At 65.3% G+C, this 16,001-nt stretch carries 13 protein-coding genes; 7 read left to right on the top strand and 6 right to left on the bottom strand.

Annotated elements, in window-relative coordinates; genetic code table 11:
* Nucleotides 1-88 precede the first annotated feature (88 nt).
* Both J6500_RS15265 and J6500_RS15260 read right to left on the bottom strand, forming a co-directional pair.
* Complete coding sequence (locus tag J6500_RS15265; RefSeq protein ID WP_225713524.1) at nt 89-949, bottom strand: prephenate dehydratase; 861 nt, start codon at nt 947-949, stop codon at nt 89-91.
* Nucleotides 950-981: 32 nt separating this feature from the next.
* On the bottom strand, nt 982-1,722 hold the full coding sequence (locus tag J6500_RS15260) for a 3-deoxy-manno-octulosonate cytidylyltransferase (RefSeq protein WP_225713523.1): 741 nt from the start codon (nt 1,720-1,722) through the stop codon (nt 982-984).
* A 197-nt stretch (nt 1,723-1,919) separates the two neighbouring features.
* Between J6500_RS15260 and J6500_RS15255 the strand changes: the two genes are divergently transcribed.
* From J6500_RS15255 to J6500_RS15230, 6 genes are all read left to right on the top strand, one after another.
* Complete coding sequence (locus tag J6500_RS15255; RefSeq protein WP_225713522.1) at nt 1,920-2,465, top strand: c-type cytochrome; 546 nt, start codon at nt 1,920-1,922, stop codon at nt 2,463-2,465.
* A 265-nt stretch (nt 2,466-2,730) separates the two neighbouring features.
* Nucleotides 2,731-4,587, top strand: coding sequence for an extracellular solute-binding protein (locus J6500_RS15250; RefSeq protein WP_225713627.1), 1,857 nt, complete (start codon nt 2,731-2,733; stop codon nt 4,585-4,587).
* Between the two features lie 15 nt (nt 4,588-4,602).
* Nucleotides 4,603-6,474: an extracellular solute-binding protein gene (locus J6500_RS15245; RefSeq protein ID WP_225713521.1), complete on the top strand. Its 1,872-nt coding sequence runs from the start codon at nt 4,603-4,605 to the stop codon at nt 6,472-6,474.
* Nucleotides 6,475-6,477: 3 nt separating this feature from the next.
* Nucleotides 6,478-7,587 carry a microcin C ABC transporter permease YejB gene (locus J6500_RS15240; RefSeq protein ID WP_225713520.1) on the top strand — a complete coding sequence of 370 codons (1,110 nt, stop codon included), beginning with the start codon at nt 6,478-6,480 and terminating at the stop codon, nt 7,585-7,587.
* Nucleotides 7,587-8,771: an ABC transporter permease gene (locus J6500_RS15235; protein WP_225713519.1), complete on the top strand. Its 1,185-nt coding sequence runs from the start codon at nt 7,587-7,589 to the stop codon at nt 8,769-8,771. The genes J6500_RS15240 and J6500_RS15235 overlap by 1 nt, the downstream gene beginning before the upstream one ends.
* A gap of 16 nt (nt 8,772-8,787) precedes the next feature.
* The gene (locus tag J6500_RS15230) at nt 8,788-10,413 is read left to right on the top strand and encodes an ABC transporter ATP-binding protein (protein ID WP_225713518.1); all 1,626 of its coding nucleotides are present in this window, start codon (nt 8,788-8,790) and stop codon (nt 10,411-10,413) included.
* A 117-nt stretch (nt 10,414-10,530) separates the two neighbouring features.
* Here the strand turns inward: J6500_RS15230 and J6500_RS15225 are convergent, their stop codons facing one another.
* Nucleotides 10,531-11,373, bottom strand: coding sequence for a C40 family peptidase (locus J6500_RS15225; protein WP_225713517.1), 843 nt, complete (start codon nt 11,371-11,373; stop codon nt 10,531-10,533).
* Nucleotides 11,366-12,745, bottom strand: a complete 1,380-nt coding sequence (locus J6500_RS15220; protein WP_225713516.1) for a leucyl aminopeptidase family protein — start codon at nt 12,743-12,745, stop codon at nt 11,366-11,368. The genes J6500_RS15225 and J6500_RS15220 overlap by 8 nt, the downstream gene beginning before the upstream one ends.
* A gap of 193 nt (nt 12,746-12,938) precedes the next feature.
* Here J6500_RS15220 and J6500_RS15215 point away from each other — a divergent pair, with 193 nt between their 5' ends.
* Nucleotides 12,939-13,751 (top strand): tetratricopeptide repeat protein, encoded by an 813-nt coding sequence (locus tag J6500_RS15215; RefSeq protein ID WP_225713515.1) that lies wholly within the window; start codon nt 12,939-12,941, stop codon nt 13,749-13,751.
* Nucleotides 13,752-14,038: 287 nt separating this feature from the next.
* On the opposite strand, the gene J6500_RS15210 is transcribed toward J6500_RS15215, so the two are convergent.
* Both J6500_RS15210 and J6500_RS15205 read right to left on the bottom strand, forming a co-directional pair.
* Entirely contained in the window at nt 14,039-15,013 is a 975-nt protein-coding gene (locus J6500_RS15210) for a type II secretion system F family protein (protein ID WP_225713514.1), read from the bottom strand.
* Nucleotides 15,014-15,022: 9 nt separating this feature from the next.
* A complete protein-coding gene (locus tag J6500_RS15205; protein WP_225713513.1) occupies nt 15,023-16,000 on the bottom strand; it encodes a type II secretion system F family protein in 978 nt (325 codons plus the stop codon).
* Between the last annotated feature and the right edge of the window lies 1 nt (nt 16,001).

Here is a 16,001-nt window from a genome sequence, read left to right as displayed (position 1 = left end):
GGACTCGTCGTTCCGGAGTCGTGCAGCAAGCTGCATTTGTGGTGATGGGTCCCGGCCTTCGCCGGGACGACGCTGGAGGCAGCTTCGGCTAATCCCGCGTTTCGCTGAAAGTCGCGCGGAACGGATGGCCGGGATAGACGCCGACGATGCGGAATTCGCGCGAGAAGAATTTTAGTTCCTCCAGCGCAAATGCGAGCCCGCGGTCGTCAGGGTGGCCGTCGACGTCGGCATAGAATTGCGTGGCGAAGAAATTGCCGTCGACCATGTAGCTCTCGAGCTTGGTCATGTTGACGCCGTTGGTGGCAAAGCCGCCCAGCGCCTTGTACAGCGCGGCGGGCAGATTGCGCACCCGGAAGACGAACGTCGTGACCAGCGGCCCCGAGCCCTGCGCGGCCCATTTGGCCTCGCGCGCCAGCAGCACGAAGCGCGTGGTGTTGTGGGCTTCGTCCTCGATGTCCTCGGCGAGGATGTCGAGGCCGTAGATCTCGGCGGCAAGGCGGGAGGCGATCGCCGCGACGCTCTTGTCCTTGCGCTCGGAGATGTCGCGGGCGCTGCCGGCGGTGTCGGCGGCGACGATCGGCTTGATGCCGAGCTTGCGGATCACGCGGCGGCACTGGCCGAGCGCGTGGACATGGCTCTCGACGCTCTTGATGTCGGCAAGCTTGGTGCCCTTGACCGCCATCAGCTGGTGGCGGACCGGCAAGAACCATTCGCCGACGATGTAGAGGCCGGAGGCCGGCAGCAGGTGATGGATGTCCGCGACGCGGCCGGCGACCGAATTCTCGATCGGGATCATGCCGAGGTCGGCCTCACCCGAGGAGATCGCGGCCAGCGCGTCCTCGAAGGTCGCACAGGGCATCGGCTCGGCGTCGGGATAGGCCTCGGCGATCGCGATATGGGAATTGGCGCCAGGTTCGCCCTGGAACGCGATTTTCAGCTTCTGAGTCATGGGTTCTGTCCTGCGGGCCTTTTAGCACCAGCTCAGGTCTTGGAAAGTATCCTGCGCGCGGTTTCGAGGTCCGCCGGGGTATCGACGCCGCGCGGGACGGTGTCGACGATGGTGACGTCGATCCGCATCCCGGCCTCCAGCGCGCGGAGCTGCTCCAGCTTCTCCTGCTGCTCCAGCGGCGAGGGCGGCAGCGCCACGAACCGCTCCAGCGCGCCGCGGCGGTAGGCGTAAAGGCCGATATGGTGGTAGCGCGGCCCCTCGCCATAGGGCGCGGTGGCGCGGGTGAAATACAGCGCGCGGAGCCGGTTCGGCCCGATCGGCGAGCCGACCGCCTTGACCACGCTGGGGGCGAGGTCCTCGTCCTCGGTATGGATTTGCGAGGCCAGCGTCGAGATATCGACGGCGGGGTCGCTCAGCGCCGGCATCACGCTGCGGATGGTCTCGGGCGTGATGGTCGGGAAATCGCCCTGCAGATTGACCACGATCTCGGCAGCACCGTCAGGGTCCAGGATCGTCATCGCCTCGTGGATGCGGTCCGAGCCGGACGGGTGGTCGGCGCGGGTCATCACCACCTCGCCGCCGGCGGCCTTCACCGCGGCCGCGATCTCGGGCGTGTCGGTGGCGACCGCAACCCGGCCGATGCCGGCCTCCTCGGCCCGCCGCAGCACATGGACGATCATCGGCTGGCCGGCGATGTCGAGCAGCGGCTTGCCGGGCAGTCGGGTCGCGGCCATGCGGGCCGGAATCAGCACCAAGGTGCGCAGATCGGTCATTCGCCTCCAGGCCCGTCCGGCCTGCGGAATTGATGGGGAGGGGGTGGAATCCGGCGCGTTTATACGGGTTGCCAGAGCGCGGGCAAACCGATATCTCAACCCTGCTTGGGGGGCGGACAAAAGGCCGATTCCCAGGTCTTCCCCCCGGCCGTTTCCCGGCCTGAAGTCGACATTCAAGGCCCGGAGCCTGACCCGAAATGGACTCCTTCGAACTCAACAAGATTCTCGGTGCGGTTCTCGGCACCTGCATTTTTGTCCTGGTGATGAGCTTTGCCGCCGGGTCGATCATTTCGGCCAAGGCTCCGGAGAAGCCGGGCTTCGAGATCGCCGTGAAGGAGGAGACCCACGGTGCTGGCGGCGCGGCCGCGGCGCAGTCCGAGCCAATCGAGAAACTGCTGCAGACCGCCTCGGTCGAGAAGGGTGCCGCCGCCGCCAAGAAGTGCGGCGCCTGCCACACCTTCGAGAAGGGCGGCCCGAACCGCGTCGGCCCGAACCTGTTCGGCGTCGTCGGCGAGAAGAAGGGCGAGGGCCGCGGCTTCAACTTCTCGGCGGCCATGAAGGCCAAGGGCGGCGAATGGACCTTCGACGACCTCAACAAGTTCCTGACCAATCCGAAGGCGTTCATCCCGGGCACCGCGATGGGCTTCGCCGGCGTGCCGAAGGACAGCGAGCGCGCCGATATCATCGCCTATCTGAATTCCAACTCGGAACATCCGGCTCCGCTGCCGACCGCCTCAAAGTAACGATTGCTTCGTGCGGCTCCGCCAGGGATCAAACGGCCAGGCATTGCCTGGCCGTTTTCGCATGCGGAATCCGTATCGCAGGCTTGTTATCGGGACGTTTCGCCGCACCGGAATGGTTCCCCGGCGATCATCATGAGGAAAAAGCAACGTAATCTGTCGAACCGTTGCCTTATACTGGGTCCCATGTAGGCGGGGGCCGCGAACAGGAAGAGCGATTTTGGCGATCACCCGACGACACCTCCTTCAAGGCAGCGCGCTCGCCGCAATGGCGCCGGCGCTCGGACTCAACTCCGGACTCTCCGCGATCACACCGGCGCTCGCCGACGCCGCCCCGGACGGGCTGAAATGGCGGCATGCCGTCTCGACCTACGGTGAGGCCAAATATCCCGCCGATTTCAAGAATTACGACTACGTCAATCCAGCCGCGCCGAAGGGCGGCGTGGTGCGGCTGTTCCAGCTCGGCACCTATGACAGCTTCAACATCGTCGTGGCCGGCCTGAAGGGCACGGTCGCGACCGGCGTCAGCCGCATCTACGAATCCCTCATGGAAGCCTCGCTCGACGAGCCCGATACGTATTACGGCGAGCTCGCCGAAGCCGCGGCGTTTCCCGACGATTTCTCCTACGTCGTTTACCGCTTGCGCCCCAATGCACGCTGGCACGACGGCAAGCCCATCACGCCCGAGGACGTGATCTTCTCGTTCGAGGCGCTGAAGGGCAACAGCCCGATGTTCAGTAGCTATTACCGCCATATCGAGAAGGCCGAGAAGATCGGCGAGCGCGACATCAAGTTCACCTTCGACAGCCCAGGCAATCGCGAATTGCCGATGATCACCGGCCAGCTCATTGTCCTGCCCAGGCATTGGTGGGAGGGCACCGACGCGCAGGGCAGGAAACGCGACGTCACCGCGAGCACGCTGGAGCCGCCGCTCGGCTCGGGTCCCTACAAGATCAAGGAGTTCGTCGCCGGACGATCGCTGGTGCTTGAACGGGTCAAGGACTATTGGGGCAAGGACAATCCGATCGCGGTCGGCCAGAACAATTTCGACGAGTTGCGCTACGAGTACTTCCGTGACGACACCGTCGGACGCGAGGCGCTCAAGGCCGACCAGTTCGACTGGTACGGCGAGCGCAGCGCCAAGGAGTGGTCCGCCTCCTACGACGTTGCGTCGGTTCGTGAGGGGCGGCTGATCAAGGAATTGTTCCCCGTTCGCAATGTCGGACGGATGCAGGGCTGGGTGTTCAATCTCCGTCGTCCGAAGTTTGCCGACCCCAGGCTGCGCCGTGCCTTCAACTACGCGTTCGATTTCGAGGAGATGAACCGCACGCTGTCGAATGGCGACTATCATCGCGACTCCAGCTATTTCGACGGCATCCCAGACCTGATGGCGACCGGATTGCCGGAAGGATTGGAGCTCGAGATCCTCACGACGGTGCGCGACAAGGTCCCGCCCGAGGTTTTCACCACGCCCTACAAGGATCCGGTCGGCGGCACCCCGGAGAATGTGCGCGCCAATTTACGCGAGGCAACCCGGCTGCTGAAGGAAGCCGGCTTCGAGGTCCGCGACCGCAAGCTGGTCGATCCGTCCGGCCAGCCGTTCACCGTGGAGCTGCTCGGCGCCAGCGCCGATCCCGGCATGGAACGGATCGCACTGTTCTACAAGCCGAGCCTCGAGCGCCTCGGCATCACCGTCAATCTGCGCGCCGTCGACACCGTGCAGTACCAGAACCGGATCCGCGACTTCGATTTCGAGATGACCACGCAGGTGTGGGGGCAGTCGCTCTCGCCCGGCAACGAGCAGCGCGACAATTTCGGCTCACAGGCGGCCGATCGTCCCGGTTCGAACAATCTTCCCGGCATCAAGAATCCGGCCGTCGATGCCCTCATCGAGCGCATCATCTTCGCCAAGAGCCGCGCCGAGCAGATCGCCGCCGCCAAGGCGATGGATCGGGTGCTGCTCTGGAACTTCTATTGCGTTCCCCACTTCAATTACGACAAGCAGCGTTACGTCTATTGGGATCGTTTCAGCCGTCCCGACCCGTTGCCGAAATATGGTGTTTCGGGTTTCCCAAACCTCTGGTGGTACGACGCCGACAAGGCGGCCAAGCTCAAGCGTTCATAGATCAAGGATCCGCGCATGGCGCTATTCTCCCGTCGGCACGCACTCGGTCTCGGCATCGGTGCGTTGAGTGCTGCAGGATTTCGTGTGGCGCCGGCTGCGGCCGACAACGGAACCGAGATGCACGGCATGTCGGTGTTCGACGACCTGAAATACCCAGCGGATTTCCAGCAGTTCGACTACGTCAATCCGAAGGCGCCGAAGGGCGGCACGTTCTCGGTGATCCCGTGGGTGCGCGCCTACAACCAGTCCTACTACACCTTCAACTCTTTCAATTCGTACATCCTGAAGGGCGAGGGCGCACAGGGCATCGACATGACCTTCGCCTCGCTGATGTCGCGCGCCAATGACGAGCCTGACGCGATGTATGGCTTCGCCGCGAAATCGGTGCAGGTCTCGCCGGACAAGCTGACGTATCGCTTCACGATGCGCCCCGAGGCGCGTTTCCACGACGGCTCGAAGCTGACCGCGCAGGACGTCGCCTTCTCGCTCAATACGCTGAAGGACAAAGGGCACCCGCTGATCCAGGTGCAGCTGCGCGACTTCGTGAAGGCGGAGGCGCTCGACGATGCGACCGTGGTCGTGACCTTCGCGGCGGGTCGTGCCCGCGATGTGCCGCTCTATGTCGCGAGCCTGCCGATCTTCTCGAAGGCCTATTACGCGACGCGCCCGTTCGACGAATCGACGCTCGATACGCCGCTCGGCTCGGGGCCTTACAAGGTCGGCAGGTTCGAGATCAACCGCTACGTCGAATATCAGCGGGTCAAGGATTGGTGGGGCGCCGACCTGCCGGTCAATCGCGGCAGCTACAATTTCGACACCGTGCGTTACGAATACTATCGCGACCGTGATGTGGCGTTCGAGGGTTTTACGTCGAAGAGCTATTTGTTCCGCGAGGAGTTCACCGCCCGGGTCTGGGCGACACGCTACGATTTCCCCGCGGTGAAGGATGGCCGCGTCAAGCGCGAGACGCTGCCCGACGAGACGCCGTCCGGCGCGCAGGGCTGGTTCATCAACACCCGCCGCGACAAGTTCAAGGATCCGCGGGTGCGCGAGGCGCTGATCTACGCCTTCGACTTCGAGTGGACCAACAAGACCATCATGTACGACGCCTACGCGCGCACAGTCTCGCCGTTCCAGAATTCGGACATGGTGGCGAACGGGCTGCCGCCGCCGGAGGAATTGGCGCTGCTCGAGCCGTTCCGCGGCCAGGTGCCGGACGAGGTGTTCGGCCTGCCCTTCGTGCCGCCGGTGTCCGACGGTTCGGGACAGGATCGCGCGCAGCTGCGCAAGGCCGCGCAACTGCTCAACGACGCCGGTTGTACAATCAAGGACGGCAAGCGGATGCTGCCGAACGGCGAAGCCTTCACCATCGAGTTTCTCGTGGATGAGCCCTCCTTGCAGCCGCATCACGGCCCCTACATCAAGAATCTCGGCACGCTCGGCATCGCCGCGACCTTCCGCCTGGTGGACGCAGTGCAGTATCGCGCCCGTGTCGAAGACTTCGATTTCGACATAACCATGCAGCGCTTCAGCTCGTCGGCGACTCCAGGCGATAGCATGCGGCCGTTCTTCTCCTCGCATGCCGCGACGACCAAGGGCTCCTACAATCTCGCGGGCATCGCCAATCCGGCGATCGACGCGCTGATCGAGAAGATCATCGGCGCGAACAATCGCCACGAATTGACCATCGCCTGCCGTGCCTTCGACCGCGTCTTCCGCGCCGGCCGCTATTGGGTGCCGCAATGGTACCGCAACACGCATCCGGTCGCCTATTGGGATCAGTTCGATCACCCACCGAAGCCGGCCAAATATGCGTCGGGTGTCGGCGCGCCGGAGAACTGGTGGTATGACGCGGCCAAGGCCGCCAAGCTCGAGCAGGCGAAGTAGCTCATGAGCGCCTATATCGCCCGCCGCATTCTCTTGATGCTGCCGACGCTGCTCGGCATCCTGTTCGTCTCCTTCGTGGTCGTGCAGTTCGCGCCTGGCGGGCCGGTGGAGCGCGTCATCGCGCAGATCAACGGCGCCGACACCGGCGGCACCTCGCGCGTCTCGGGTGGTGGCGGCGATTTCGGCGCGCAGCGCGGCCAGGGCGCCAACGCGTCCGGCTCGGTCAATTCGAAGTACCGCGGCGCGCAGGGGCTCGACCCTGATTTCATCAAGAAGCTCGAGGCGCAGTTCGGCTTCGACAAGCCGGCGCCGGAGCGGTTCGCGCTGATGGTGTGGAATTTCGCCCGCTTCGATTTCGGCAACAGCTATTTCCGCAGCGTCAGCGTGATCCAGCTGATCAAGGAGAAGCTGCCGGTCTCGATGTCGCTCGGCATCTGGATGACGCTGTTGACCTATCTGATCTCGATCCCGCTCGGCATCCGCAAGGCGGTGCAGGACGGTTCGCGGTTCGATACCTGGACCTCGGCCGTGATCATCATCGGCTTTGCGATCCCGGGCTTCCTGTTCGCGATCCTCCTGATCATCCTGTTCGCCGGCGGCTCCTTCTTCAACATCTTCCCGCTGCGCGGCCTGACCTCGGACGGCTGGTCGCAATTCCCCTGGTACTGGAAGATCATCGATTATTTCTGGCACCTCACGCTGCCGCTGATCTCGATGGCGCTCGGCGCCTTCGCCACCATGACGCTGCTGACCAAGAACTCGTTCCTCGACGAGATCCGCAAGCAATATGTCATGACGGCGCGCGCCAAGGGTTGCAGCGAGCGCCAGGTGCTGTACGGCCACATCTTTCGTAATGCCATGCTGATCGTGATCGCGGGTTTCCCGGGCGCATTTATCCACGCCTTCTTCTCCGGTTCGCTGCTGATCGAGACCATCTTCTCGCTCGACGGGCTGGGCCTGCTCGGCTTCGAGAGCGTGCTGAACCGCGATTATCCGGTGGTGTTCGGCACGCTGTTCATCTTCTCGCTGGTCGGTCTGGTGGTCAATCTGCTCTCCGATCTCGCCTATATGTGGATCGATCCACGGATCGATTTCGAAGCGCGTGAGGTCTGATGACGCTGCTCGCGCCCCAGCCGGTCGAAACCACGACGCAATCGCCGCTCGGCGAGGCGGTGCCCGCCACGCGCCACGGCTTCTCACCGTCGCCGCTCAACAAGCGGCGCTGGCAGAATTTCAAGGCCAACCGGCGCGGTTACTGGTCGTTCTGGATATTCCTCGTCCTGTTCGTGGTATCGCTGTTCGCCAACTTCATCGCCAATGACAAGCCGCTGCTGGTCAAATATGACGGCCGGCTCTACTGGCCGGTGCTGTTCAGCTATGCCGAGACCACCTTCGGCGGCGACTTCGAGACCGCGGCCGACTATCGAGATCCGTATCTGCAGAAGCAGATCGCGGCCAAGGGTGGCAGCATGATCTGGCCGCCGATCCGCTACTCCTACGACACCCGCAACCTCGATCCGCCGACACCGGTGCCTTCGAAGCCGACCTGGCTCCTGACCGAGGCGCAGTGCAAGGACGTGGTGCAGCGCAAGGGCCTGACCGGCTGCCGCGACCTTGAATACAACTGGCTCGGCACCGACGATCAGGGCCGCGACGTCGTCGCGCGGCTGATCTACGGCTTCCGCATCTCGGTGCTGTTCGGCCTGACCTTGACCATCCTGTCCTCGATCATCGGCATCGCCGCCGGCGGCATCCAGGGCTATTTCGGCGGCTGGACCGATCTCATCTTCCAGCGCCTGATCGAGATCTGGACCGCGATCCCCTCGCTCTATCTGCTGCTTATCATTTCGGCGGTGCTGCCGCCGGGGTTCTTCATCCTGCTCGGCATCCTCCTGCTGTTCTCCTGGGTCTCGCTGGTCGGCCTGGTGCGCGCCGAATTCCTGCGCGGGCGCAATTTCGAATACATCCAGGCGGCGCGCTCGCTCGGCGTCTCCAATGTCGTGATCATGCGCCGCCATCTGTTGCCGAACGCGATGGTGGCGACCATGACGTTCCTGCCGTTCATCGTGTCGTCCTCGGTGATGACGCTGACGGCGCTGGACTTCCTCGGCTTCGGCCTGCCGCCTGGCTCGCCGTCGCTCGGCGAATTGCTGTCGCAGGGCAAGGCCAATGTGCAAGCGCCGTGGCTCGGCCTCACCGGCTTCTTCTCGGTGGCGATCATGCTGTCGCTGCTGATCTTCATCGGCGAGGCGGCGCGCGACGCCTTCGATCCGCGCAAGACGTTCTCCAAAGGCTGATCCGAAGGGCTGACGCATGGATACCATCAACCAGCCCTTGCTCGACATCCGCGAGCTCTCGGTCGCGTTCGGCCGCTCGCTCGCGGTCGACCGCATCTCGTTCTCGATCAAGCGCGGCGAATGCGTCGCGCTGGTCGGCGAGTCCGGCTCGGGGAAATCGGTCAGCGCGCTGTCGGTGCTGAAGCTGTTGCCCTATCCCGCTGCGTCGCATCCGTCGGGTGCGATCCGCTTCCGCGGCCGCGACCTGCTCACCGCATCCGACCAGGAAATGCGCGAGGTCCGCGGCAACGACATCTCGATCATCTTCCAGGAGCCGATGACCTCGCTCAATCCGCTGCACACCATCGAGACCCAGATCGGCGAGATCCTGTCGCTGCATCGGGGCATCGGTGGCAGCGCGGCGCGGGCCCGGACCCTGGAACTGCTGCGCCAGGTCGGCATCCCCGAGCCCGAGACGCGGCTGCAGAGCTATCCGCACCAATTGTCCGGCGGCCAGCGTCAGCGCGTGATGATCGCGATGGCGCTCGCCAACGAGCCCGACCTCTTGATCGCCGACGAGCCGACCACCGCGCTCGATGTCACCGTGCAGGCGCAGATCCTGGCGCTGCTCGCCGAGATCCGGGCGCGGCTCGGCATGAGCCTGTTGTTCATCACCCACGACCTCGGCATCGTTCGCCGCATCGCCGACACCGTCTGTGTGATGAACAACGGCAAGATCGTCGAGCAGGGGCCGGTCGAGCAGGTCTTCACCGCGCCCCAGCACGCCTACACCAAGGCCCTGCTTGCAGCGGAGCCGAAGCCCGATCCGGCGCCGCCGCAACCCGCCGCGCCGGTGGTGATGTCGGCCGACAATCTCAAGGTGTGGTTTCCGATCAAGCGCGGGCTGCTGCGCTCGACCGTCGGCCACATCAAGGCGGTCGACGGCGTCAGCCTCGCCGTGCGCAAGGGCGAGACGCTCGGCGTCGTCGGCGAGTCCGGCTCCGGCAAGACCACGCTCGGGCTGGCGCTGCTGCGGCTGATCTCCTCCGACGGCCCGATCGTGTTCCTCGGCAAGGACATCCAGGGCCTGCGCTTCAAGCAGATGCGGCCGATCCGCCGCGACATGCAGATCGTGTTCCAGGACCCGTTCGGCTCGCTCAGCCCGCGTCTATCGGTCGAGGACATCATCGCCGAAGGACTCGAGGTACATCAGCCGCAGCTGTCGCGCGAGCAGCGCGAGGCGCGCGTCGTCAAGGCACTGAATGACGTCGGCCTCGATCCGAACTCGCGCTTCCGCTACCCGCACGAATTCTCCGGCGGCCAGCGCCAGCGCATCTCGATCGCGCGCGCGGTGGTGCTGGAGCCGAACTTCGTCGTGCTGGACGAGCCGACCAGCGCGCTCGACATGCTGTTCCAGGCCCAGATGGTCGACCTGCTGCGCGATTTGCAGCGCAAGCGCGATCTCACCTACATGTTCATCTCGCACGATCTGCGCGTGGTAGCTTCGCTGGCGAGCCACCTGATCGTGATGAAATCCGGCAAGGTCGAGGAAGAGGGGCCGGCCTCCGAATTGTTCAAGAATCCGAAGAGCGACTACACCCGCGCTTTGTTCGCCGCCGCGTTCCGGCTGGAGACGGACGGTGAAGGCGTGGTGGCGACGTAACCCCCGCCGTCATTCCGGGACGCGCGAAGCGCGAGCCCGGAATCCATTTATCCACGGACTATGCGGCCCAACGGATTCCGGGCTCTCGCTTCGCGCGCCCCGGAATGACGGATGGGGCTATAGCCGCTTGATCGCGGTTATCTCGCTGCCGGCAGCCTTGATTCGCGCGATCGCGGCCTGCGTGTTCTCCACTACGGTCGCCATGTGATGCGCATTGGCGTGCACCATCGTGGTGCCATCGCGCACGATCGCGACATGCCCTTTCCAGAAGATCAGGTCGCCGCGTTGCAGGTGCTTTGCTTCCGCGCCGGTCAATTGTCGGCCGAGCCCGTCCTGCTGCATGTCGCTGTCGCGCGGGCAGCCGGTGCCGGCGGCGGTCAGCGCGACCTGGACGAGGCCGGAGCAGTCGATGCCGAGGCTCGACTTGCCGCCCCACAGATAGGGCGTGCCGGCGAAGCGCTCGGCGATCGCGACGAAGTCCGGCTGCATCGCATCGAGCGCGGCGAGGTGGTGGCGCGGCAGGTGCCAGCCCTCGCGGGTCACCGCGAAGGCGCCGTCCTCGCGGATCACGGTCAGCTTCGTTCCCATCACCGGCGCCTCGACCGGCGGCAGCTTGATCGACGGTCCCGGAAACGCCAGCGTGCGCAGCGCCGTCACCTTGTGCGTCGGCGCCGCGCCGGGCTTCATCAACGCCGCGTGGGGAATCCAGCCGACATAGCCATCGTCGGCCAATTGGCCCCACGCCCAGCCTTCGCCGTTGCGGTCGTAGATCGTGACGCGCTCGCCCTTCAGCGCCTGCGTCATCTGCTCGGCATCGGCCGCCGGTGCGCGGCGCAGCGGCGCGATCGCCTCGGAGATCTCGTAGTCCTCGCCCTCGACGAAGCGCGCCGCCTTGACCTTGCCCTCGAGATACTTGGCGGCGAGGTCGGCGCGGACAGGGGTCAGGCGGGGATCATGCATAGCGCTGGCTCAGCAGTTTGTAGATCGCACGCGCGGCCTGGCACTCGCCGCCTTCGGGGCGGCCGGGTTTTGCCGACGGCGTCCAGCCGTAGATGTCGACATGCAGCCACTGTCCGGCATGCTCGACGAAGCGCTGCAGGAACAGCGCGCAGGTGATCGAGCCGGCGAACCCGCCCGACGGCGCGTTGTTGATGTCGGCGGTCTTGGAGTCGAGCCAGGCATCGTAGGCCGGCCACAGCGGCATCCGCCACAACGGATCGTTCTCGCCCTTGGCGTGGGCGGCGACATCGGCGGCCAGCGTTTCGTCATTGGTGTAGTACGGCGGCAGGTCAGGCCCCAGCGCCACGCGCGCCGCGCCGGTCAGCGTGCCGAGATCGACCAGCAGCTCGGGCCTCTCCTCGTCGGCCAGCGCCAGTGCGTCGGCCAGCACCAGCCGGCCCTCGGCGTCGGTGTTGCCGATCTCGACGGTGATGCCCTTGCGCGAGCGGAAGATGTCGAGCGGACGGAACGCATTGCCGCCCACCGCATTCTCGACTGCCGGGATCAGCACGCGCAGCCGGACCTTGAGCTTCGCATCCATCACCATCTGCGCCAGCGCCAGCACGTTGGCGGCGCCGCCCATGTCCTTCTTCATGATCAGCATGCCGCTCGACGGCTTGAGGTCGAGCCCGCCGGTGTCGAAGCAGACGCCTTTGCCGACCAGCGTCACCTTCGGGTGAGCGGGATCGCCCCAGGTCAGGTCGATCAGCCGCGGTGCGCGCGTCGAGGCCATGCCGACGGCATGGATTAGCGGGAAGCCCTGTTCGAGCGCATCGCCGGTGATGCAGTCGAACCGGGCGCCGAACCGCGCCGCGAGCTCGCGCGCGGCGTCCGCGAGTTCGGCGGGTCCCATGTCGTTGGACGGCGTGTTGATGAGGTCGCGCGCCAGCGCCGCAGCTTCCGCCATCCGCGTGACGTCGGCGGCATCGACACCATCCGGCGGCACCAGGCGAACCTCGGGTGCCTCGTTCTTGCGATAGCGGCCGAAACGGTAGCAGCCGAGCGCGAACGCCAGCGCGGCGAGCCTCGCGTCGTGCGGCGCGTTGGCGAAGCGATAGACGCCCGGCGGCAGCAGGCTGGGCAGCGCGCCGGGCCGGAACGGATCGAGCGCCTTGTGGCCTGCGTCCTCGAGGCCGAACAAGACCTGCGCGATGCTGCCGTCGGCGGCCGGCAAGGCCAGGTGTTTGCCGGGCTTGGCGGCGAAGCCGTTGGCCTCGGCGAATTGCCGCGCCGGCACGGGCAATGCGCTTCGGATCGCATCCCACGTCGCCTTGGTGACGAAGGTGATGGGAATGGCGGCGGAACTTGGAGCGGTTTCGAAGATCGATGGCATGCGACTCTCGGCTGTTCTGGCCTTTACCTCGCTACTACACGCCTTTCGTTGCCGTTGGTAGCGCGTCCGCTGGCGCGCGGGATATCCGGCTACAAGGCATGACCGTCGCCGATTAACCGGACGTTAGGGTTAACAGTCTATTGCTGGCGCGTTCGGCTCGATCCATTCGCCCGATTTCATGAGTCAAAGTGCCATGCGTCGACAGTCCAACCTGGCCCGGTCCATTGCCCGGCATCTCGCTTCCGCGGCCTTCGTGACACTGCTGGGTGCAAGCCTCGGCGGCTGCCAGACCATGTCCGATGTGACGGGTTCGCTGGTCGCTCGGAACAGCGACCCGGTCCCCAACGATCCGCAGCGCGCCCTCGAAGTCTATGGCGAACGCTACCGCAAGAATCCCAAGAATGTCGACGCCGCACTGGCCTATGGCCAGGCATTGCGCGCTGCCGGCCAGCGCGCGCAGGCCTGCGCCGTGCTGGAGCAGGCCACCATCGCCAACCCGGGCAACCGGCCGCTGCTCGCCGCCTATGGCCGCGCGCTCGCCGACAACGGCAATTCGCAGGCCGCCTTCGACGTGCTGGGCCGCGCCCACAGTCCCGACAATCCGGATTGGCGGATCCTGTCGGTGCAAGGCACCACGCTCGACCGGATGGGCCGCAACGAGGAGGCGCGCGGCTATTATGCGAGTGCGCTGCGGCTCGCCCCGGACGAGCCGTCGGTACTGTCCAATCTCGGCCTGTCCTACATGCTGACCAAGGAACTGCCGAAGGCGGAGGAGACGTTGCGCCGCGCCTATGCCAGCGCCCGCGCCGATACCCGCATCCGGCAGAACCTCGCGCTCGTGGTCGGGCTGCAGGGCCGTTTCGCGGAGGCCGAAGGCATCGTCAAGGCCGACCTGCCGCCGGAAGAGGCCGCCGCCAACGTCGCCTATCTGCGCGACATGCTGAGCCGCAAGGACGGCCCGAAGACGGCCTCGCGCGCCGCGCCGGTGGTCGCCAAGGACGATTAGAGAGCGGCGACAATTAGCTTACGTCGTCCTGGCGAAAGCCAGGACCCATTACCAACCGCTTGTTGTTGCGCGACGCTGGGCCACTATACCGCTCTCAATCGAATTCGGTGGTTATGGGTCCTGGCTTTCGCCAGGACGACGGTGTGGGGAGGCCGCTTGCCACAATATCTATCACCGTCACCCTGAGGAGGCCGTGCAGCCTCCTTTGCATGGGGTTGTTTTCGCTGTTTTGGCCGTGCCCCCCGCGGCCGGCCCCCGTTCAGGGGTAGGAGACGGTTGCGACGAACTCAGTGCATGTTGGCGATCTTGATGTAGGACGGCCCGAGGATCACGATGAACAGGCAGGGCAGGAAGAACAGGATCATCGGCACGGTCAGCTTGGGCGGCAGCGAGGCCGCCTTCTTCTCGGCTTCGTTCATCCGCATGTCGCGGTTTTCCTGCGCCATCACGCGCAGGCTCTGGCCGAGCGGCGTGCCGTAGCGTTCGGACTGCTGCAGCGCCATGCACACCGACTTGACGCCGTCGAGCCCGGTGCGGCGGGCGAGGTTCTCATAGGCTGCCTTGCGGTCCTGCAAATAGGACAGCTCCGCGGTGGTGAGCGCGAACTCCTCCGACAGCGCCAGCGACTGGCCGGCGATCTCGTTCGCCACCTTGCGGAAGGCGACCTCGACCGACATGCCGGACTCGATGCAGATCAGCAGCAGGTCGAGCGAATCCGGAAAGGCGCGCTTGATCGAGAGTTGCCGCTTGGCGATGGCGTTCTTCAGGAACAGCATCGGCGCCTGCAGGCCGGCATAGGCCGCCGCGATGCAGATGCCGATCTTGAGCGTCAGCGACCAGTGCGTGCCCGCGATCAGGAAAGTATAGACGGCGGCCAGCAGCAGCATCACGATCGGTGCGATCGCGCGTGCGAACAGGAAGGTGACGTAGGGGGCATGGCCGCGATAGCCGGCCATGACCAGCTTCTCGAGCGCTGACTCCTGGGCAAGCCATTTGGTGAGGTTGAGATCGTCCACCACCTTGGAGACGACCTGCTTCGGGGTCTGCCGCAGCGTGACCTTCTCCGCCTTGGCGAGCCGGTCGCGCTCGCGCTGGCGGATGCGTTCGCGCTCGCTGGCAACGGCTTTCATGCGCTTGTTGAGGTCGTTGCCGGCGAACAGCGGCATCACCAGCGTATAGACCGTCGCGCTTGCCGCGAAGAAGGCAAGCAGCATGGTCATGAACCGGGCGTCGTGGAGCTTGCTGGCGAGGAAATCAATCATGCTGCACCATCAGAAATCGAAATTGATCATCTTCTTCATCACCATGACGCCGATCGACATCCAGACGAGGCAGCAGACCAGCATCAGCTGACCCATCGAGTTCGTCCACAACAGCGCGATGTAGTCGGGTGTCGTGATGAACACGAGCAGCATGACGATCGGCGGCAGCGAGCCGATGATGCCGGCGGAGGCCTTGGCTTCCATCGACATCGCCTGGATCTTCTCGGCCATCTTCTTGCGGTCGCGCAGCACCTTGGACAGGTTGCCGAGCGCTTCCGACAGGTTGCCGCCGGACTTCTGCTGGATCGCGATCACGATGCCGAAGAAGTTCGCCTCCGGCAGCGGCATGCGCTCGTAAAGCCGCGAGCAGGCCTCGCCGAGCGGCATGCCGATCGCCTGGGTCTCGATGATCTGGCGGAACTCGCTGCGCAGCGGTTCCGGCGAGTCGTTGACGACCACCTTGATCGATTCGAACAGCGGCAGGCCGGCCTTGATGCCGCGCACGATCACGTCGACGGCGTCGGGCAGCGCCTTCAGGAAGGCCTTTTCCCGCCGCTTCTTCTTGAAGCTGAGCAGCCAGCGCGGTGCGCCGAGGCCCATCGCGAAGCCGATACCGGCTGCGCCGAGCAGACCGCCGCCGGCCATGAACGCGGCGCCGAAGCCGACTAGGCCAAGCACGCCGGAGATGATCCAGAATTTCTGCTCGGACCAGTCCAGCCCGGCCTGCGAGATGCGCAGGCTGAGCGGGATCTTCTTGTCCTGCCGGCTGCGCGCCTCGAGCTCCTTCAACGATCCTTCGACCTGCTCGCGGCGCGAACGCTGCGTGCGGTCGGCGCCGCGCGTCGCCGCGGGCTCGCTGCGCGTGACCGAGGCGCGGCGCGAGGCCGCCTTCTTCTCGCCGGAGAGATAGGGATACAGGAACACCCAGGCGAGGCCGCCCACGGTGGTGGCGGCGAGGAAGGCCAAAGCGAGGGTTTGCATCTGCATT

Origin of the sequence: Bradyrhizobium semiaridum, from assembly GCF_020329505.1 — a bacterium.
Lineage (GTDB): Bacteria > Pseudomonadota > Alphaproteobacteria > Rhizobiales > Xanthobacteraceae > Bradyrhizobium > Bradyrhizobium semiaridum.
Note: the sequence above shows the minus strand (reverse complement) of the source record. Positions and strands in the feature narration are given on the sequence as shown.